Origin of the sequence: Sulfurivermis fontis, assembly GCF_004001245.1 — a bacterium.
GTDB lineage: Bacteria > Pseudomonadota > Gammaproteobacteria > Thiohalomonadales > Thiohalomonadaceae > Sulfurivermis > Sulfurivermis fontis.
Map to the genome: position 1 here is coordinate 3,015,680 of NZ_AP018724.1, position 18,969 is coordinate 3,034,648.

Below are 18,969 nucleotides of genomic sequence, written 5' to 3' on the forward strand. Positions count from 1 at the left end.
GTTATATCCCGATGATGCCCATACGCCATCCAATGCGCATCGGCCTGTTGCTGGCCCTGTCCATCGCCCTGCTCAGTTGCAGCCCGGCGCCGACCTTGCGCATCGGCAGCAATCCCTGGCCCGGTTATCTCGCTTTGTATCATGCCCGCGATCTGGGGCTGTTCGACGGGCACCCGATCCGGCTGGTGGACTTCGACAACACCGAAGACGTACTGCGCGCCTTCCGCAACCGTGCCATCGATGCCGCCGCCGTCACCCTGGACGAGGCGCTGCACCTGGCAGAGAGCGGCGCAGACCTGCGTATCATACTGGTTTTCTCCATCTCCCATGGCGCCGACGTGGTGCTCGCACGCCCCGGCATCGACACCCCGCAACAGCTGCGCGGCCGACGCCTCGGCGTGGAGACCAACGCCCTCGGTGCCTACATGCTGGCACGCCTGCTGGAGCAGGCCGGCCTGTCCAGCCAGGATCTCACCATCGTCCATGTTCCCCTGCAGGAGCATGAGGCCGCCTACCGCAGCGGCAAGGTCGATGCGGTAATCACCTTCGACCCACAGCGCAGCCGCCTGCTCGCAGCCGGTGCGCGGGAGATATTTTCCAGTCGCGCGCTGCCTGGCGAGGTGGTGGATGTGCTGGTGGTGCGGGAAGAAACCCTGCGTTCCCATCGCACGGTGCTGGCAACGCTCGAAACGGCCTATTTTCAGGCGCTGACCCAGTTGCAGCGTGACCCGCAGGCCGCAGCAGGGACATTGAGCCGCCGCATACAGATCGACAGCGCCGACCTGATGGCCGCCTGGAACCTGATGGAGCTCGCCGAGCAGCCACGCCAACATATCTTGCTCGGCGATGGGCCCGGCAGCCTGCACCACACCATGCAGCGCATGCAGCAGGTAATGCAGCAAGCCGGCCTGTTGTCGCAGCCGGTACTGCAGTCGATCCGATTGGGCACGGCACCGTGAACTGGCTCTATCCCCTGCGCCGCACCATCCCCCTGGCACTGATCCTTTCCAGCCTGCCGCTGCTGGCCGTCCTCTACCTGCTCGAACTGCGCCAGGCCGACACGGGCATCCAACAGGAGCTCAGCCAGCGCGCCGCCCATTCCGGCAACCAGCTCACCATGCTGCTGCGCGATGCGCTCACTCACGAGGACTGGGAAAGTGTGCGGCGTACCCTGCAGAGCGTGGTGACGCAGCCGGATCTGCGCTGGGCCGTGCTGGTGGATGAAATGGATCAGGTGCTGTACAGCACCGACTACCGTCTGCTGCAGCGTTCCCTGACGACACTCCCCGATGCCCCCGATACCGCCCTGCTGGCACGGACGCGTCAGACCCTCGCCGGCGCAAGACGGTTCGACGACACAAATACGGTGCTGCATGCGGTCTATCCACTGCGCCTGCCGCTGAAGTCGGGAGAGCTGCGGGCGGCACGTATCGGCGCGCTGGTCTTTGTCTATGACGCTGCGCCGCAACTGGCACAGGCCTACCATAATGCCACTTGGCACGCCATCTACAGCTTCATCGGCGCAGTGTTCATTGCCGGCCTGTTCTGGCTGTATCTGCACTTCTTCCTGGTACGCCGCATCGAGCAGCTGACTACGGCCATCCAGCTCGGACACGCCGATGCCGCTCCACTGCCCCACATCAGCGGCCGCGACGAAATCGCCCAGTTGTCACAACAATTCACCCGCCTGATGCAACGCCTGGCGGCACAAAACCTCGATCTGCAACAGGCCGAAAGGCACAGTCGCCGCCTGAGCGATTTCTATGCCACGCTGAGTCATACGAACACCGCCATCGTGCGCAGCCAGTCGCTGGATGAATTGTTGCCACGTATCTGTACCATCGCGGTGGAGAACAGCGGCCTCTCGGCTGCCTGGATCGGCTTCGCCGACGAGCAGATGCAAATCCGCCCCGTCGCCAGTGCCAACATGCCGGAGGATTACCTGGCCAATCTGCACATCTCGCTGGACCCGGCGCTGCCGCAGGGACAGGGTCCGACGGCCACGGCCATGCGCAAGGGGGAACACTACCTGTGCAACGATTTCCTGCATGACCCGCACACCGCGGCCTGGCACGAGCGCGCCCGTGCCGCCGGCTTCCTTGCCTCCGCCGCCTTCCCCCTGCGCCGCGAAGGCCAGGTCATCGGTTCCCTCAATCTTTACGGCGGAGAGGCCAATCTGTTCAGCGCTGATCTGGTGCATCTGCTGGACGAAATGGCGCTGGATATCTCCTTTGCCCTGGACAACTTCCTGCGCGAGGAGCGCCGCCATCAGGCCGAGCAGGCGCTGGAGCGGAGCAATCACGAGCTCAACAAACGAGTCAAGGAGATGCGCTGTCTGCTCGACACCTCGGAGATCATCGCGCAGCACGATCTGTCACTGGAAGAGATGCTGCAACAGATCGCCGCACGCATCCCGCCGGCATTGCAGTATGCCGAACAGGCCTGGGCGCGCATCACCCTCAACGACAGGAACTACGGCGTCGGCGGCCACGGCAATGGCCCGGCCATCACTGCACCTATCATGCACAATGGCCACAGCATCGGCGCCATCGAAGCCGGCTACCTGCAGGTGCCCGTGGCTGTCGCAGACCACCCATTTCTCGCCGAGGAGCACAGTCTGCTCGGCCTGTTGGCCGCCCAGATAGGGCGCCTGTTTGGCCAGAGGCAGGCCGACGAACAATTGCAGCTCGCTGCCCTGGTATTCGACAACAGCCGCGAGCTGATCGTGATCACCGACGCCGAGGAACGCATCATCAGCGTCAACCGTGCCTTTACGAAGGTGACCGGATACGAAGCCGACGAAGTGATCGGCAAACATATCCGCACCATCAAGTCCGGCCGCCAGGACCAGCCGTTCTATGCCGCCATGTGGCAGGCCATCAATGAAACGGGTTACTGGCAGGGCGAGCTGTGGAACCGACGCAAGAGCGGTGAGCTGTATCCAGCACTGGCGTCCATCTCGGCCGTACACGATACCCAGGGCAAGGTGTCGAAGTACATCTCCGTTTCCACCGACATCACTGCCTACAAGCAGGCCGAGGAGCGCATTCGCTATCTCGCCTATTACGATCCGCTGACCGAGCTGCCCAACCGCACCCTGCTGCGCGACCGCGGCGAACAGATCCTGAGCAAATCGGAGCGCGCCCATACGGCGGCAGCCTTCCTGTTCCTCGATCTCGATCACTTCAAGACCATCAATGATTCCTTGGGCCATTTGCGCGGCGACACTTTGTTGCAAGAAGCCACCCAGCGCATACGCGCCGCCCTGCGCCATACCGACACCGTCGGCCGGCTGGGTGGTGACGAATTCCTGATCGTCCTCGGGCACACGGATGCGACCAACGCGGCCCATGTGGCGCGCAATCTGCTCATGCGCCTGGGTCAGCCCTTCGTGATCGACGGACACACCCTCAACATCACGGCCAGCATCGGCATCGCCATCTATCCCAACGATGGCGCCGACTTCGACGATCTGATGAAGAGTTCCGATATCGCCATGTACAAGGCCAAGGAACTCGGCCGCAACCGCTATCACTTCTTCACGCCGGAACTGAACGAGGCGGCCATGGAGCGTCTCACCTTGGAGAGCGCCCTGCGCACGGCACTGGAGCAGAACCAGTTGTCCCTCAACTATCAGCCGCAAATCGATCTTGCCAGCGGCAAGGTCATCGGTGTCGAGGCACTGCTGCGCTGGCGGCATCCGCAAATGGGCTTCATCTCGCCGGCCAAGTTCATCCCCATCGCCGAGGAGAGCGGTCTGATCAGCCAGCTAGGCACCTGGGTCTTGCAGGAGTCCTGCCGACAGAACAAGGCCTGGCAGGAGGCCGGCCTGCCGCCCATGGTGATGGCGGTGAACGTTTCGACACGGCAGTTTTCCCTCGGCGATATTCTGGCAGCGGTGCAGCATGCACTCCATGCAAGCGACCTGCAGCCCGAATATCTGGAGGTGGAGATCACCGAGAGCCTGCTGGCGCAGGATCTGGAAAACACCCTGAGGGTATTGGAACAACTGGATCGGCTCGGCGTGCAGATCGCCGTGGACGACTTCGGTACCGGCTACTCCAGCCTGGCCTACCTGAAGCGCTTCCCGCTGCACAAGCTCAAGCTGGATCAATCCTTCGTGCGCGAACTGGAGAACGATGCCGACGACCGCGCCATCGCCTCCGGCGTGGTCAACCTGGGGCACAGTCTCGGGCTGGTGGTGATTGCCGAGGGTGTGGAGACCGCGGCGCAATTGGCTATCCTGCGCCGCCTCGGCTGTGACGAGATCCAAGGTTATCTGTACAGCCGGCCGCTGCCGCCGGAGGAACTGGCGTCCTGGCTGCGCCAGCGTTCAGACTGATTGCCGAATACCGGCACGCGTGCCATTGGGCAGCAGATCCGCCGGAACGGCCTGTCCGGAACGAAACAACTGCAGGCGGGCGCAGCGTTCGCGCCGTGGTCCCTTGCAGTAATTGTTGATCCAAACATTGGCGGCGAGCGTGCCGAAGTTCTTCCACACCGGGCACTGCTGCAACTGCTCACATTCAATCATTTACGGCTCCCTCCGTTTTTGCATCCCTGGCAACCAACCACAGCGGACGATACAGCCCGCACTGCAAAGCGCTACCCCTGTCGCAACGCCGCCAACAACTTGCGCAACGCCTGACCGCGGTGGCTGAGCTCATGCTTCAGCGCCGACGGCAGTTCGGCCACCGTGGCGTTGTGTGCCGGTACGAAGAACACCGGGTCGTAGCCGAAGCCACCCTCGCCATGGGGCTCGAAGGCGATTACACCTTCCCAGCTGCCCTGGCAGATGATCGGCGTCGGATCGAGTTCATGTTCCATATACACCAGCACACACTGAAAGCGCGCCGTGCGCTGATCCGCCGGGACATCGCGCATATCGGCGAGCAGCTTTTGCAGATTGGCGGCGTCGCCGGCCCCGACGCCGGCATAGCGCGCCGAATAAATGCCGGGGGCGCCCCTGAGTGCATCCACCTCCAGGCCGGAATCGTCGGCGATGGCCGGCAGGCCGGTGTGGCGCGCGGCATTGCGCGCCTTGAGGATGGCGTTTTCCACGAAGGTCAGCCCGGTCTCCTCCGCCTCCGGCACGCCCAGCTCGTTCTGCGGCACGATACTGATAGCGGCACCGGCGAGGATCTCGCCGAACTCGCGCACCTTGCCCTTGTTGCCGCTGGCCAATACGACCTTTCTCATACCGCCTCCGAAAAAAAGAAGGTTAAACGCAAAGGGCGCCAAGTTCGCAAAGTGGGTATCCCCGGAACGGCGTTCAGTGCGCCTTGCCCGGGCAACGTACGCTGCGTTTATGTTCCGGGGGCAAATACCGCTTTACCTTTGCGTTCTTCGCGCCCTTTGCGTCTTTGCGTCTTTGCGTTTAACGCTTTTGCTTTTACTGTCCCAATGCCTCGCGCTGTTTTTCCAGCAGCTGGCGGATGCCCTGGTCGGCCAGGGCCAGCATGGCGTCCAGTTCCTCGCGGCGGAAGGCATGGCCCTCGGCGGTGCCCTGCACCTCGATGAAGGCGCCGCCGTCGTTCATCACCACGTTCATGTCGGTTTCGGCACTGGAGTCCTCGGCGTAGTCGAGGTCCACGATGGGCACGCCCTGATAGATACCGACGGATACGGAAGCCACCTGGCCATGCAGCGGGCTTTTCTTGATCAGCTTCTTGTCGAGCAGATGGCGCACGGCATCGGCCAGCGCGACATAGCCGCCGGTGATGGAGGCGGTGCGGGTACCGCCGTCGGCCTGGATCACGTCGCAATCGACGGTGATGGTGCGCTCGCCCAGCGCGGCCATGTCCACCACCGCGCGCAGCGAACGGCCGATGAGACGCTGGATCTCCATGGTGCGGCCGCCCTGCTTGCCCTGCGCCGCCTCGCGGCTCATGCGCGAGCCGGTGGAACGCGGCAACATGCCGTATTCGGCGGTGACCCAGCCCTCGCCCTTGCCCTTGAGGAAGCGCGGCACGCCTTCGCTCACGCTGGCGGTGCAGATCACCTTGGTATCGCCGAACTCGACCAGCACGGAACCTTCGGCATGCTTGGTGTAGTTGCGGGTAAGTTTGATGGCGCGCAGTTCAGCGGGCGCTCGTCCACTCGGGCGCATGGGATTTCCTTCGTTGGCTGGGTGTAATGGGCGGCCCGACCATTGTACCGGGCATCGGCAACGAGGCGAAGCCCATTGCCGCAATTAAGGAAGGTCTGAATAAGTCCATCCTGGACTTTTCAGGTCGCTCCCGCCCCTCCCTGGGCTGCGCGACATAAGTCCATCCGTGGACAAAACCACGCCAAGCGAAAAGTGTGATTTTCGCTTGGCTTCATTTTTCAACGACTTATCGTCGTTGAAAAATGGCGGCACATCCCTGTGCCGCGGAAGCTCTGAACTTATTCAGAGCTTCCTTAAGCGATTCAGCGCTTCAGCTCGTCCTGGTAGGTGCGCAGCACCTCTTCGATCTGGGCGATGGCACTCTGCAGCTTGGCATCGTCCACGTGGGGCGTCGCCGGCTTGGACTCCGGCACGGGCTTGGGCGGCTCCGGCGGGCGCGGTCGCGGCTCAGCCGCCGCCAGCGAGGTGAGGCGCAGGGCTATCACGCTGATGTTGTCGCTGTGCGGATAGCTGATCTGCTCGGCGCGCATGGCCATGTGTTCGAGCACCTCGTCCAGGCTGCCCTCCTGGCGCAGCATCAGCCCCAGTTGCGCATCGTCCAGTGCGCCCCACAGGCCGTCGGAGCAGAGCAGCACGATATCGCCCACACGCAGCTTCTTGCCCTTGCCCACCTCCACCTCCGGCGCCTGCGGCAGGGCGCCGATGCACTGGGTGATGTGGTTGCGGCGCGGGTGAGTGTCCTGCTCGGAACGGCGGATGATGCCCTGCTGGTAGAGCTGCTCGACGTAGGAATGGTCGGTGGTACGGAACACCGGCAGGCCGTCGCGGAACAGATACAGGCGCGAGTCGCCGACATGGGCCCAATCGATTTGACCGTTTTGGACCAGGCACAGCACGGCGGTAGTGCCGGGAATGTTGTCGCTGCCCTGCTCGGCGGCGTAACTCACCAGGGCATCGTGGGTGGCCTGAATGATGGCGGTGAGGAAGCGGCCCGGCTGGGCCACCGGACGCGTGCTGTTGAGATAGCGGTCGCGCGCGATATCCACCAGCGCCTGCGCCGCAATCTCGCCGCCGATATGCCCCCCCATGCCGTCGGCCAGCACCAGCAGCACGCCCTCATCGGTCTCGACGATGTCGAAGCGGTCCTGGTTGCTGTTGCGATTGCCGAGATGATTGGCAACGCCGGTTTCGTAATGCATCAGTCTTGGCCTGTGATTCAACCCTTGGACCAGGGCAAGGTAATGTCGCGGGTCAGCAGATCGAGGAAGGAGTCGCCGCGCGAGGTCGGCTCCTCCGGCGGATCCTCGCGGTTCATCGCCTCCAGCAGCTGATCGACGGTCTGCGGACGCAGCAGCGGGTCCACCTCCATCGCCCAGTCGATGGCGTTGAGCAGGGCGGCGGAATAGTGTTTCTTGAAGGCCTGTGTTGCCGGCTTCAGGGTGTCCTTCATGCGCCGCTCGTCCGCCGGCGGCGGCGTGGTGCCATCGATACAGGCGCGCATGGAGGCGCCGATGGCGTACAGGTCGCTCCACGGCCCGACATAGCCGCCGGGGGTGAGCTGCTCGTAGGGCGCGAAGCCGGGCGTCACCACCTGGGTCGGCTGATACTTGCGGCTGTTCTGCATCTGATGCACGGCGCCGAAGTCGAGCAGGATCGGGTTGCCGCCGGGACGCAGGAAGATGTTGCCGGGCTTGATGTCCAGGTGCAACAGGCCCATGCCGTGGATGGTCTTGATGCCGTCCAGCAGGGGCGGAAACACGGTACGGATGAACTTCTCGCTCAAGCCGCCGCCGTGGCGCTTGATGTAATCCTGCAGGTTGATCCCCTTCTCGTAGGCCATGACCATGTACACCGTGCCGTTGGCGCGGAAAAAGTTGATCACGTTGACGATGTTGGGGTGCTTGATGTTGGCCAGCGTGCTGGCCTCCTGGAAGAACATGCGGCGGCCGTGGGCGAAATTGTCGCCGTTCTCGGAGTCGGGCAGGGTGTGTACCGACACACCGTCCTCGCCACGGAAGGCCAGCTTGCGTGGCATGTACTCCTTGATGGCGACCAGGGTGCCGTCCTTGGCGTCATGGGCCAGATAGACGATGCTGAAACCGCCGCCGCCGATGGTCCGGTCGATGACGTAGCTGTCCAGCGGGGTGCCCTTTTGCAGGCAGTAATTGTCGCGCGCGTCGTTCATCCGCTATCTGTTTGAGGGGAAACCTGTTTTATAGCGCCGCGCAACCGGGTTACCATGACCGACCCGAGCCGCAGCGTTAGCCCGAGGAGTGTACATGATTCACAGCATGACGGCATTCGCCCGCCGCGAATCCCAGGGCGACTGGGGCGCCTTCACCATCGAACTGCGCTCGGTCAACCACCGCTATCTCGAACTGGGCCTGCGCCTGCCCGAGGAGGTGCGCGTGCTGGAGCCGCGCATCCGCGAACGCATCAATCAGACCCTCGGCCGCGGCAAGGTAGACTGCACCGTCCGCTACCAGGCCCCGGCAGAGTATGCCACGCTGGAGCTCAACCGCGACCTGGTGACCCAGCTGGCCCACGTCAGCCGCGAAATCGACGGCATCATCTACAACCCGGCGCCGGTGAACTCCTTCGACGTGCTGCGCTGGCCCGGCGTGCTGCAGCTGCCGACACCCGACCCCGAGCGCCTGCACGCCGAGGCCATGACCCTGCTCGACGCCGCCCTGGCCGACCTCGTCGCCACACGCGCCCGCGAGGGCGAAAAACTGAAGGAACTGATCCTGCAACGCTGCACGGCCATGAGCGAGATCGTCGCCCAGGTCAACGCCCGCCGCCCCGAGGTGCTGGCCCGCGCCCGCGAGCGCCTCGACGCCCGCCTGGCCGAGCTGAAGGGCGAGTTGGACCCGGCCCGGCTGGAACAGGAACTGGTGCTGCTGGCCCAGCGCCTCGACGTGGAGGAGGAGCTGGACCGCCTCAGCGCCCACCTGGAGGAGGTGCGCCGCGTGCTGGCGCAGAAGGAGCCGGTGGGCCGCCGCCTGGACTTCCTGATGCAGGAGCTGAACCGCGAGGCCAACACCCTCTCCTCCAAGTCCCAGGACGTCGACACCACCCGCTATGCCGTGGACCTCAAGGTGCTCATCGAGCAGATGCGCGAACAGGTGCAGAATATCGAATAGCCCGCCCCTTTGTTGACCATAAGTAAACACGGAAGTAAACTTATGCTCCAACTGGTATACAAGAAGGCCGCTCTGAAGGAACTGGCAGAGATGCCGGCCCCGGTACGCCGGAAGATGCAGGAAGAACTGGCGGCGATCGCCGCCAATCCGCATGGCTATAGTGGCGACTGGAGGCCGCTGACCGGTTCACCCTATTGGCGCCTGCGGGTGGGTGGCTACCGCGCCATCTGCCATATCCAGGACGAGGCGCTGGTATTGCTGGTGCTGAGGGCCGGGCCGCGAGGGGACATCGACAAATGAGCGCACAGGTCCAGATCATCGAGAAGGACGGCAAACCCGAATATGCCGTCGTACCCATCGAACTGTACCGCCAATTGCTGACCCTGGCGGAAGACGCCGAGGACCTCCGCGCCGCCAATGCCGCCCTGCGCGAACTGGAGAACGGTGCAGACGAGGCGGTCCCGGCGGAAGTGGCACAGCGCCTGCTGGCCGGGACCGAACACCCGCTGCGCATCTGGCGCGAGCACCGCGGCCTGACTCAGGAGGCCCTCGCGGCCCAGGCCGGTGTCGGCAAATCCTATCTGTCGCAGATCGAGGCCGGTAAAAAGACCGGTTCGGCCAGAACACTGCGTACCCTGGCGCAAATACTGCGGGTGGAGATGAACGATCTGCTCATGCCGCCCGCGCAGGATTGAACCCCGTAAACCACAGGTCCGCTATGGAACACCAGCACGAACAAGGCACCCTCTACATCGTTTCCGCCCCCTCCGGCGCCGGCAAGACCAGCCTGGTCAAGGCCCTGCTGCAGAACACCGATCGGCTGCAGGTCTCGGTCTCCCACACCACCCGCGCCATGCGCCCGGGCGAAGTCGACGGCAAGGATTACCACTTCGTCGATGTGGACACCTTCCGCGGCATGGTGGCCGACCATGCCTTCCTGGAACACGCCCAGGTGTTCGACAACTACTACGGCACCTCGCGCTCCGCCGCCCTGGACCTGCTCAAGCACGGCATCGACGTCATCCTGGAGATCGACTGGCAGGGCGCGCGCCAGGTGCGCCAGATGATCCCCGGCACGGTGTCCATCTTCATCCTGCCCCCCTCCCGCGCGGCCCTGGAGCAACGCCTGCGCAACCGCGGCCAGGACGGCGACGAAGTCATCGCCCGGCGCATGCGCGACGCAGTGAGCGAGATGAGCCACTGCTTCGAGTTCGATTACCTGGTGATCAACGACGATTTCGACACCGCCCTGGGCGAGCTGACCGCCATCGTCCGGGCCAACCGCCTGCGCGAGCCGCGCCAGGCCGCCGTCCACGGCGCCCTGATCAAGGCGCTGCTGGCCTGACCCAACACCATGGGTCCGCAAATGAACATGCATGGCCGCAACTGGTGGACTGAAAAGGTTGGAATGGCACCGGCCCTTCGCTTATCTCCGGTGAAACCCTCATATCCGACAGTCGCTTGTGCGTTTTCAGGACTAGTCGCGTCCCTGCGCGTTTATTTGCGGACTGCGGTTTTTAAGATAGAATTCAACCCCTTTTCGTCCGCCCCCGCCTCGGGGCGGGCCCGGATTATCGGAGAGTAGCAACATGGCCCGCGTCACCGTCGAAGACTGCCTGGACAACGTAGACAACCGCTTCCAGCTGGTGCTGGTCGCCACCAAGCGCGCCCGTCAACTGGAAAAGGGCAAGGAACCCCACCTGGCGTGGGAAAACGACAAGCCCACCGTGCTGGCCCTGCGCGAAATCGCCGCCGGCCTGGTCGGCCGCGAAATACTCGACGCCGTCGATCAGGAGCCCGAGGAAGAAATGGAAGAAGAGGTCGCCGCTCCGGTGGTGATCTCCATGGACAACGACTGATGTCCGGGCCGGAGGGCGCGCGGTGTTTCTCATCAGCGACCTGTGCGCCCTCCTCGAAGGCTATCTCGAACCGGACCAGGTAGCGGAAATCTACCGCGCCTACCTGTTCGGCGCCGAGGCCCACGAAGGCCAGAAGCGTCTCTCCGGCGAACCCTACATCTATCATCCCCTCGCCGTGGCGCGCATCCTCGCCGAGATGCGCATGGACGCCCCCAGCATCATCGCCGCGATCCTGCACGACGTCATCGAGGACACCCCCACCGCCAAGGAACAGATCGCCGAGAAGTTCGGCAACGAGGTGGCCGAACTGGTGGACGGCGTTTCCAAGCTGACCCACATCCAGTTCGAGAGCAAGGCCGAGGCACAGGCGGAAAACTTCCGTAAGATGATGCTGGCCATGGCACGCGACCTGCGCGTCATCATCATCAAGCTGGCCGACCGCCTGCACAACATGCGTACCCTGGAAGGCCTGCGCCCGGACAAGCGCCGCCGCATCGCGCGCGAGACCCTCGACATCTACACCCCCATCGCCTCGCGCCTCGGCATGAACCGCCTGCGCCTGGAACTGGAGGACCTCGGCTTCGCCGCCTACTACCCGATGCGTGCCCGCGTGCTGGCCGAGGCGGTAAAGAAGGCACGCGGCAACCGCCGCGAGATCATCAGCAAGATCGAGATCGCCCTGCAGGAGCGCCTGCGCCAGGAAGGGCTGGAAGGCCGCGTCATCGGCCGCGAGAAACACCTGCTGTCGCTGTACAAGAAGATGCGCAGCAAGAACCTGTCCTTCAACGAAGTGATGGACGTGTACGCCTTCCGCGTCATCGTCGACAAGGTGGACACCTGCTACCGCGTGCTCGGCGCCGTGCACAACCTGTACAAGCCGGTGCCGGGCAAGTTCAAGGACTACATCGCCATCCCCAAGGCCAACGGCTACCAGTCGCTGCACACCGCCCTGTTCGGCCCCTACGGCGTGCCCATCGAGGTGCAGATCCGCACCGAGGAGATGGACAAGGTGGCCGAGGCCGGCATCGCCGCCCACTGGCTGTACAAGACCGGCGAGGGCGGCGGCGTCAGCGCCCAGGCGCGCGCGCGCGAATGGCTCAAGGGCCTGCTGGAGATGCAGCAGAGCGCCGGCAATTCGCTGGAGTTTCTCGAGAACGTCAAGGTCGATCTGTTTCCCGACGAGGTCTACGTGTTCACGCCCAAGGGCGAAATCATGGAACTGCCGCGCGGCGCCACCGCCGTCGACTTCGCCTACGACGTGCACACCGACGTCGGCAACTCCTGCGTGGCGGTGAAGATCGACCGCCGCCTGATGCCGCTCGCCACGCGCCTCGCCAACGGCCAGACCGTGGAAGTGATCACCGCGCCGAGCGCGCGTCCGAATCCCACCTGGCTCAACTTCGTGGTCACCGCCAAGGCGCGCGCCAATATCCGCAACTACCTCAAGAACCAGAAACGCGACGAGGCCATCGGCCTCGGCCGCCGCCTGCTGGAGCAGGCGCTGGCCGACCTGGAAGAAACCCTGCTGATGGTGCCGCACGAACGCGTCGTCGCCGCACTGAAGGAAATGAACCTCGCCAGCCTCGACGACCTGCTGGAACAGATCGGTCTCGGCAACCGCATGGCGCCGCTGGTGGCGCGCCTCCTGGTGCCTTTGGAAACGGCGTCGCCGGAACAGGAAGCGGGCAGCCGCCCGCTCTACATCAAGGGCACCGAAGGCGCCGTGGTGTCCTTCGCCAAGTGCTGCCGCCCGATCCCGGGTGACGCCATCATGGGTTTCCTCTCCACCGGCCGCGGCATCATCATCCACACTCAGAACTGCAAGAACATCGCCGACTACCGCAAGCAGCCGGAAAAGTGGATCACCGTGCAATGGGCCGATCTCATCGACGCCACCTTCCAGGTCGACCTGCGCGTGGAGGTCACCAATCAGCGCGGTGCCCTCGCCACCGTCGCCGCCGCCGTCGCCGACGCCGACGCCAACATCGACAACGTCAACCTGGAAGACCGCGACGGCATTCACACCGCCATCAACCTCACCGTCGCCGTGCGCGACCGCGTGCACCTCGCGCGCATCATGCGCAGCATCCGCGCGCTGGACAAGGTCGTGAAGGTAGGCCGCGGCCGCGGCTGAGCAGCCGTCATCAAGGAAAAATCGGTGAACTTTATCGCGGAGCAGCTATCTCGATCCGCCAGCCGCCACCGAGCGCCTTGTACAAATCCAGCGCCGCGCCGAGGCGGGCGAGGCGCAGTTGCACGCGCGTATCCTGGGCCTGGAACAGACTGCGCTGGGCGTCGAGCACGGTGAGCAGATCATCGGCGCCTTCGCGGTAGCGCAGTTCCGCGAGGCGCAGGGTGCGCTGGGCGTGGGTGACGATCTGTTCCTGCATCGCCGCCTGCTGCGTGTTGCGTGCGGCGTTGCCGAGGCTGTCTTCCACTTCCTGCAATGCGGTGAGGATCGCCTTGCGGTAATTCTCCACCAGTTCGCGGCGGCGTGATTCGCTGCTCGCCACCTGCGCGCGCAGGCGGCCGCCGTCGAACAGCGACTGCACGATGCCGGCGGAAAGGCCGAGGGTGGTAACGGGATTCGACAGCGACAGCAATTCCGTCGTCGCCACGCCGGCAGAGGCGGACAGCGAGATCGACGGCAGCAGCGCGGCGCGGGCAGCAGCGACGTTGGCGTCGGCGGCAGCCAGTTGCGCCTCGGCGCGGGCGAGGTCGGGGCGGCGCAGCAGGAGTTCGGCGGGCAGGCCCGGCGCGACGGCCGGGATGTGCAGTTGCGCGAAATCCTCTTGCATCAGGGCAAGACCCTGCGGCGCGCGGCCGAGCAGGATCGCCAGGGCGCGCACGGTCTGCCGCTCCTGCACCTCCAGCGGCAGCAGCGCGCTGCGCTGGGTCAGCACGGCGGTCTGCTGCCGCGTCAAGTCCAGCGCCGAGGCGGCCCCGTTGCGGTAGCGCGCCTCGACGATGCCGAGCACGCGTTCGGCAATGACGAGATTCTCACGCGCCAGCGCCAAACGCTCGCGCAGGGCGAGGGTCTGGAAATAGGCATCGGCCACGGCCGCCACCAGGCTGAGGCGTGCGGCGGCGAAATCATAGTGCGCCGCGGACAGCGTTGCCGCCGCGGCGCGCACGTCGGCGTCGATGCGGCCCCACAGGTCCACCTCGTAACTGGCGCCGAGGCTGATGCTGGTGGATTCGCTGTTCGTGGCCGGTCCGTCCGCCGGTTCATTGCGACGCACGCCGGTGCTGCCGTTCAGGCTGAGGGCGGGGAACAACGAGGCGCCGCTCTGGCGCACCTGTAACTCGGCCTGCACCACCTTCTCTTGCGCCGCCGCGAGGTCGGGGCTGGCGGCCAGCGCCTCCTGCACCAACGCCTCCAGTTGTATCGAGTTGAAGTGTCGCCACCAGCTGTCGCTCAGCGGTTCGGCCTGGGCAGTCACCGCTTCGCTCCAGGTCTCCGGCAATGCCACCTTGGGCCTCTGGATGGTGTCGGTGGAGGCGCAACCGGACAGCGCGGCGACCAGGGCGAGGCCGAGCAGGGTTTGTTGGCAGCGGGACGGCTTCATGTGGTGTGTTCCCTTTCCTCTTTGCGGTGTTGCATGGTGCGACCGGCTGAAGCCAGCCTACAAAATTGACGCATTGTGCACACCAGGCCTTTCTTTCGTAGCCGCCGAGTCCTCTCGGCGTAGGCAGCCCGCCGTTCCGGCACCTGTTCGCCCACGGGGTGGGCTCCTGCAGTTGCATCACTCCGACGCCAGCGCCACCACCGGGTCGAGCCGTGCCGCCTTGCGGGCCGGCAGGTAGCCAAACACCAGGCCGGTGGCGAAGGCACAGCCGAAGGCCAGCACCACCGGCGCGACCGAGTACAGGATCGGCGTGTCGAAAGCCGCGATGATCGCCGCCGCGCCGAGCCCGACGCCGACGCCGATGAGGCCACCCAGCGCCGACACCACCAGCGCCTCGATGAGAAACTGCTGCAGGATATTGCGCATGCGCGCGCCGGTGGCCATGCGGATGCCGATCTCGCGGGTGCGCTCGGTGACCGACACCAGCATGATGTTCATCACACCGATGCCGCCGACCAGGAGCGAAATGGCGGCAATGGAGCCGAGCAGGATGGTGAGTGTGTTCTGTGTCTCCGATACGCTCTCGATGATCGCCGCCATGTTGCGGATCTGGAAGTCCTCGGTGCCGTGGCGCGCCAGCAGCAGCGCATGCACCGCCTCCTGCGTCGCGTCGATGGCCTTCACATCCTCCACCGCTATGGTGACGTTGCGCAGGTGACGCTGGCCGGTGATACGCAGGCTGCCGGTGGTGTAGGGCACGAAGATCACGTCGTCCTGATCCATGCCCCAGGCGGTGGCCCCTTTGGGCGCCATGACACCGATGACCTGGAACGGGATGTTGTTGATCAGAATGTACCGGCCCAGGGCGTCGCCGCCGGGGAACAGCGCCTTGCTCACCGTCTGCCCCAATACCGCGACGGTGGCGTAGCTGCGCTCGTCGTCGGCGCTGAAGAAGGTACCCACCGCCGGCTGCCAGGTACGGGCGCGGATATAGTCGGCGGAGGTGGCGTTGATCTCGGTGCGGTGATCGGCCCCGCCATAGCGCACGGTGACACCGCTGCCCTGCTCGGGCACCGCCGCCAGCACGTTGGGCAGCTCGCGGATCGCCGCCACATCCTCGGGCACCAGGGTAGTGATGCCGCCACGGCCGCGCATGTTGGGCGCGCCGGGGCGGACGGTGAGCAGATTGCTGCCCATGGCGCTGATGCTGTCCACCACCGCCTGCTTGGCGCCGTCGCCGATGGCCAGCATGGCGATCACCGAGGCGACGCCGATGACGATGCCGAGCAGGGTCAGGATGGTGCGGAACACATTGGCGCGCAGCGCGCGCAGGGCGGTGCGCGTGGCCTCGACCAGGTCGGTGAGGCGGGAGCTGCGGTCCACGTGCGGCATGAAGTCGGCCGCCGGGGTGGCGCGCGGCTGCGGTCCCGGATCGGACAGGATGTTGCCGTCGCGGATCTCGATGATGCGGCTGGCGTGCTCCGCCACCTCGCGCTCGTGGGTGATGAGGATGATGGTGTGGCCCTGCGCCGACAGGTCGGACAGCAGGCGCATCACCTCGGCGCCGCTCTTGCTGTCCAGCGCGCCGGTGGGCTCGTCGGCGAGGATGATGCGGCCGCCGTTCATCAGGGCACGGGCGATGGACACGCGCTGCTGCTGGCCACCGGACAATTGATTGGGGCGATGGTGCAGACGCTCGGCCAGCCCGAGCTCGGTGAGCAGGCGGCTGGCGCGCGCGTGGCGCTCGTGTGGCGGCATGCCGGAGTACACCGCCGGCACCTCGACATTCTCCAGCGCCGTGCTGCCGCCGATGAGATGGTAGCTCTGAAACACGAAACCGAACTCTTCGCGCCGCAGCCGTGCCAGCTCGTCCGCCGCCAGCGCGGACACGTCGCGCCCCATGAAGCGGTAACCGCCGCTGCTCGGCCGATCGAGACAGCCGAGGATGTTCATCAGCGTGGACTTGCCGGACCCGGAGGCGCCCATGATGGCGACGAATTCACCCGCATGGATGACAAGATCGATACCGTGCAGCACCTCCACCGCCAGCTCGCCGCTGTGGAAGGTCTTGCTGATGCCGCGCAGCTCGATGAGCGGCGTGCTCATCAATGCAGTCTCGCCGGCCGCGGCATTCCGCCCGCTGCGGCGCGCGCGCCCAGGGCACTCGGCGTCGACACCACGCGCTCGCCTTCCTGCAGGCCGGAGAGGATCTGCGCCTGGATGCGGTTGCTGATGCCCACCTCCACCTCGCGCGGCGTGATGCCGCCATCCTCCGCCACCACCTGCACCGTGGCGCGGCGCGTGCGGCTGCGCCCGTCACCGATGTCGGCGGCGGGACGCGCCGGCTGCATGGTCAGCGCCGACATCGGTACCAGCAACGCCTCCTTCGCCTCGGCGACGACGAAGAACACCTGCGCCGTCATCTGCGTCATCAGCGCGCGGTTGGGGTTGTCCACATCGAACAGGGCGTTGTACAGCACCACGTTGTTCTGCACCGTCGGCGTCGGCTCGATGCGGTGCAGCTTGCCGTACCAGCGCCGCTCCTGGCTGCCCAGGGTGGTGAAGTAGGCCTCCATGCCGAGGCGCAGGCGCGACACGTCGGCCTCCGACACCTGGGTCTGCACCGTCATGGTGGAGAGGTCGGCGATGCGCAGGATGATCGGCGCCTGCTGGTTGGCATTCAGGGTCTGACCCTGGCGCGCGGTAATGGAAACAACGGTGCCGGCCATCGGCGCGAAAATGCGTGCATAGTTGAGATTGGCCTCGTCGGCACGCAGGGAGGACTCGGTCTGCTCGATCTGCGCCTTGAGCATTTCGATCTGGGCACGCGCCGACTTCAGTTCCGCCTCGGCATTCTGCAAGGCCTCCACGGTGGTCGCCTCCTCGGCCAGCAGATTCTTCTGGCGCCGATGCCGGATCTCCGCCAACACCAGTTGCGCCTCGCGGTCCTGCAACTGGGCGCGCTGGTAGCGCAACTGGGCGCGGCTGGCATCCACCCGCGCACGGAACAGGGTCGGGTCAATCTCCGCCAGCAGATCCCCTTCCTTCACCTCGCTACCCACATCGACGTGAATCCTGTGCAACTGTCCCGACACCTGGGCGCCGACATCGACATAGTCGCGCGGCTGCAGCATGCCGGTGGCGGTCACCACCTCTTCGATGTCACCGCGCTGGACCACGGCGATGTTCTGCACCGGGCCGGCGGCGGCAGCGAAGAAATATCGCCAGGCAAGGTAAGCGCCTGCACCGAATGCGACCATCATTAACGCAACGATGACGCCGCGCCGCGTTGCCGCGCGACGCGGAAAAAAGTGTGTGGCCATGGCTATTCCGTCAATGGATGTTCATGCATCAGTCTGACGCTTCGACGGCGGTGGCGCAATGCGGTTCAATTTTTCTGCCTGCCAGCGCACCATCAAGCCGTGGCAGAAAAGGGCAAGACCGGCACCAAGGCCGGTCACCGCGAGGAAGAGGAGAGAATACAGAATGAACGACGCTTTTTCAGGCATCAGTCCTGGCCGCTCCCGCCTGCACCCGTTTGACCGCAGCGTCCCGCCGCCTGGTTTGCGCCCGCCACCACAGCCACAGGCCGGTGAAACCGAGAAATACCCAGACCAGGGCCAGCAGATCAATCCACACCCATTCGCCCGTCTTGCCCATGAAGGCCTTGCCGGTATGCAGGTCGGTGACAAGTTTACCCAGCGTGACACGCTCCCGCGGCAGCTCCGTGTCACGCATCCCGGCAAAGGCCCCGGCCACATCTGCGCCCTGCCACGCCAGCCAGTTCAGACCATCGTGGCTGATGAACAAGCCTTGCTCCTTGAGCGCAACCGTCACACTGCCATCCGCCGCAGAGTTGGCATTCCATGCATCGCCGGCCAGTACCTGCTGCCATGCGCCGGCACGCTCCAGCCAGACACCCTCCTTGGTAGCGGCCAGCAGCCCCTCTCCCGTCATGGCAAGGTTACGCACCTGCATTCCCTCCAGAGCCTGAACGCTCACCGGTCCCGCCGCCGTCAGCTCGAACAAACCGACATTGGTACCAACGACTTGGCGACCATCCGGCAGCTGCAGCACACTGCGCAGTTCCAGATGCTGACCCTGCATCGCACCCTCACCATACCCCGGCAACCAGGCCACGTAAGGCGTCATATCTATTTCGTTCAGGCCAAGGTCTTTTTTATGGGCCAGAAAAAATGAGGTAAAACCGATCAGCAGCATGGGTACTACCAAGATCACCGATACCCAGTTGTGCCAATCACGGGCCTTGAGATTGATCTGCATGCTTC

18 protein-coding genes are annotated in these 18,969 nt (G+C 64.9%); 8 read left to right on the plus strand and 10 right to left on the minus strand.

The genetic code is table 11. The features are described from left to right. The first annotated feature begins 11 nt into the window (after positions 1-11). Together EP379_RS15115 and EP379_RS15120 are read left to right on the plus strand one after the other, a co-directional pair. Positions 12-959: an ABC transporter substrate-binding protein gene (locus EP379_RS15115; protein ID WP_127478564.1), complete on the plus strand. Its 948-nt coding sequence runs from the start codon at positions 12-14 to the stop codon at positions 957-959. Continuing rightward, on the plus strand, positions 956-4,342 hold the full coding sequence (locus EP379_RS15120; protein WP_127478565.1) for an EAL domain-containing protein: 3,387 nt from the start codon (positions 956-958) through the stop codon (positions 4,340-4,342). Before EP379_RS15115 ends, EP379_RS15120 begins: the two co-directional genes overlap by 4 nt. On the opposite strand, the gene EP379_RS15125 is transcribed toward EP379_RS15120, so the two are convergent. The 5 genes from EP379_RS15125 to EP379_RS15145 all read right to left on the minus strand — a co-directional run bounded on the left by EP379_RS15125 (position 4,334) and on the right by EP379_RS15145 (position 8,294). Further along, positions 4,334-4,534, minus strand: coding sequence for a hypothetical protein (locus tag EP379_RS15125; protein WP_127478566.1), 201 nt, complete (start codon positions 4,532-4,534; stop codon positions 4,334-4,336). The genes EP379_RS15120 and EP379_RS15125 overlap by 9 nt on opposite strands. Before the next feature lie 71 nt (positions 4,535-4,605). Continuing rightward, on the minus strand, positions 4,606-5,199 hold the full coding sequence (rdgB, locus tag EP379_RS15130) for an RdgB/HAM1 family non-canonical purine NTP pyrophosphatase (protein WP_127478567.1): 594 nt from the start codon (positions 5,197-5,199) through the stop codon (positions 4,606-4,608). A 193-nt stretch (positions 5,200-5,392) separates the two neighbouring features. After that, positions 5,393-6,109 (minus strand): ribonuclease PH, encoded by a 717-nt coding sequence (rph, locus tag EP379_RS15135; RefSeq protein WP_127478568.1) that lies wholly within the window; start codon positions 6,107-6,109, stop codon positions 5,393-5,395. Positions 6,110-6,411: 302 nt separating this feature from the next. After that, entirely contained in the window at positions 6,412-7,308 is an 897-nt protein-coding gene (locus EP379_RS15140; RefSeq protein WP_127478569.1) for a PP2C family protein-serine/threonine phosphatase, read from the minus strand. A gap of 17 nt (positions 7,309-7,325) precedes the next feature. Next, positions 7,326-8,294 (minus strand): serine/threonine protein kinase, encoded by a 969-nt coding sequence (locus EP379_RS15145; RefSeq protein ID WP_127478570.1) that lies wholly within the window; start codon positions 8,292-8,294, stop codon positions 7,326-7,328. A gap of 94 nt (positions 8,295-8,388) precedes the next feature. Between EP379_RS15145 and EP379_RS15150 the strand changes: the two genes are divergently transcribed. From EP379_RS15150 to spoT, 6 genes are all read left to right on the plus strand, one after another. After that, positions 8,389-9,252: a YicC/YloC family endoribonuclease gene (locus EP379_RS15150; protein WP_127478571.1), complete on the plus strand. Its 864-nt coding sequence runs from the start codon at positions 8,389-8,391 to the stop codon at positions 9,250-9,252. A 42-nt stretch (positions 9,253-9,294) separates the two neighbouring features. Beyond that, entirely contained in the window at positions 9,295-9,552 is a 258-nt protein-coding gene (locus EP379_RS15155) for a type II toxin-antitoxin system RelE family toxin (protein WP_127478572.1), read from the plus strand. Then, positions 9,549-9,947, plus strand: a complete 399-nt coding sequence (locus tag EP379_RS15160; protein ID WP_127478573.1) for a helix-turn-helix domain-containing protein — start codon at positions 9,549-9,551, stop codon at positions 9,945-9,947. Before EP379_RS15155 ends, EP379_RS15160 begins: the two co-directional genes overlap by 4 nt. 23 nt (positions 9,948-9,970) lie before the next feature. Further along, positions 9,971-10,597 carry a guanylate kinase gene (gene gmk, locus EP379_RS15165; protein WP_127478574.1) on the plus strand — a complete coding sequence of 209 codons (627 nt, stop codon included), beginning with the start codon at positions 9,971-9,973 and terminating at the stop codon, positions 10,595-10,597. A gap of 244 nt (positions 10,598-10,841) precedes the next feature. Next, positions 10,842-11,111: a DNA-directed RNA polymerase subunit omega gene (rpoZ, locus tag EP379_RS15170; protein ID WP_127478575.1), complete on the plus strand. Its 270-nt coding sequence runs from the start codon at positions 10,842-10,844 to the stop codon at positions 11,109-11,111. Positions 11,112-11,133: 22 nt separating this feature from the next. Further along, complete coding sequence (gene spoT, locus EP379_RS15175) at positions 11,134-13,245, plus strand: bifunctional GTP diphosphokinase/guanosine-3',5'-bis pyrophosphate 3'-pyrophosphohydrolase (RefSeq protein WP_127478576.1); 2,112 nt, start codon at positions 11,134-11,136, stop codon at positions 13,243-13,245. A 31-nt stretch (positions 13,246-13,276) separates the two neighbouring features. Here spoT and EP379_RS15180 read toward each other — a convergent pair whose 3' ends face one another. The 5 genes from EP379_RS15180 to EP379_RS15195 form a co-directional block, all read right to left on the minus strand. Continuing rightward, complete coding sequence (locus tag EP379_RS15180) at positions 13,277-14,680, minus strand: efflux transporter outer membrane subunit (RefSeq protein WP_127478577.1); 1,404 nt, start codon at positions 14,678-14,680, stop codon at positions 13,277-13,279. 177 nt (positions 14,681-14,857) lie between these two features. Beyond that, positions 14,858-16,786, minus strand: coding sequence for a MacB family efflux pump subunit (locus tag EP379_RS15185; RefSeq protein WP_127478578.1), 1,929 nt, complete (start codon positions 16,784-16,786; stop codon positions 14,858-14,860). Further along, positions 16,786-17,943 (minus strand): efflux RND transporter periplasmic adaptor subunit, encoded by a 1,158-nt coding sequence (locus tag EP379_RS15190; protein ID WP_232023934.1) that lies wholly within the window; start codon positions 17,941-17,943, stop codon positions 16,786-16,788. Before EP379_RS15190 ends, EP379_RS15185 begins: the two co-directional genes overlap by 1 nt. 81 nt (positions 17,944-18,024) lie before the next feature. Further along, positions 18,025-18,189 (minus strand): hypothetical protein, encoded by a 165-nt coding sequence (locus EP379_RS16440; RefSeq protein ID WP_172600511.1) that lies wholly within the window; start codon positions 18,187-18,189, stop codon positions 18,025-18,027. Continuing rightward, positions 18,182-18,964, minus strand: coding sequence for a PepSY domain-containing protein (locus tag EP379_RS15195; protein ID WP_127478580.1), 783 nt, complete (start codon positions 18,962-18,964; stop codon positions 18,182-18,184). The genes EP379_RS16440 and EP379_RS15195 overlap by 8 nt, the downstream gene beginning before the upstream one ends. Positions 18,965-18,969 lie beyond the last annotated feature (5 nt).

Bases quoted from the DNA above. Each gene is read 5' to 3' on its own strand.
- EP379_RS15185 (WP_127478578.1), bottom strand. From the start codon at position 16,786: ATGAGCACGCCGCTCATCGAGCTGCGCGGCATCAGCAAGACCTTCCAC.
- EP379_RS15145 (WP_127478570.1), bottom strand. From the start codon at position 8,294: ATGAACGACGCGCGCGACAATTACTGCCTGCAAAAGGGCACCCCGCTG.
- EP379_RS16440 (WP_172600511.1), bottom strand. From the start codon at position 18,189: ATGCCTGAAAAAGCGTCGTTCATTCTGTATTCTCTCCTCTTCCTCGCG.
- EP379_RS15150 (WP_127478571.1), top strand. From the start codon at position 8,389: ATGATTCACAGCATGACGGCATTCGCCCGCCGCGAATCCCAGGGCGAC.
- EP379_RS15125 (WP_127478566.1), bottom strand. From the start codon at position 4,534: ATGATTGAATGTGAGCAGTTGCAGCAGTGCCCGGTGTGGAAGAACTTC.
- rpoZ (WP_127478575.1), top strand. From the start codon at position 10,842: ATGGCCCGCGTCACCGTCGAAGACTGCCTGGACAACGTAGACAACCGC.
- EP379_RS15155 (WP_127478572.1), top strand. From the start codon at position 9,295: ATGCTCCAACTGGTATACAAGAAGGCCGCTCTGAAGGAACTGGCAGAG.
- rdgB (WP_127478567.1), bottom strand. From the start codon at position 5,199: ATGAGAAAGGTCGTATTGGCCAGCGGCAACAAGGGCAAGGTGCGCGAG.
- EP379_RS15115 (WP_127478564.1), top strand. From the start codon at position 12: ATGATGCCCATACGCCATCCAATGCGCATCGGCCTGTTGCTGGCCCTG.
- EP379_RS15195 (WP_127478580.1), bottom strand. From the start codon at position 18,964: ATGCAGATCAATCTCAAGGCCCGTGATTGGCACAACTGGGTATCGGTG.
- gmk (WP_127478574.1), top strand. From the start codon at position 9,971: ATGGAACACCAGCACGAACAAGGCACCCTCTACATCGTTTCCGCCCCC.
- EP379_RS15190 (WP_232023934.1), bottom strand. From the start codon at position 17,943: ATGATGGTCGCATTCGGTGCAGGCGCTTACCTTGCCTGGCGATATTTC.
- EP379_RS15160 (WP_127478573.1), top strand. From the start codon at position 9,549: ATGAGCGCACAGGTCCAGATCATCGAGAAGGACGGCAAACCCGAATAT.
- rph (WP_127478568.1), bottom strand. From the start codon at position 6,109: ATGCGCCCGAGTGGACGAGCGCCCGCTGAACTGCGCGCCATCAAACTT.
- EP379_RS15180 (WP_127478577.1), bottom strand. From the start codon at position 14,680: ATGAAGCCGTCCCGCTGCCAACAAACCCTGCTCGGCCTCGCCCTGGTC.
- EP379_RS15140 (WP_127478569.1), bottom strand. From the start codon at position 7,308: ATGCATTACGAAACCGGCGTTGCCAATCATCTCGGCAATCGCAACAGC.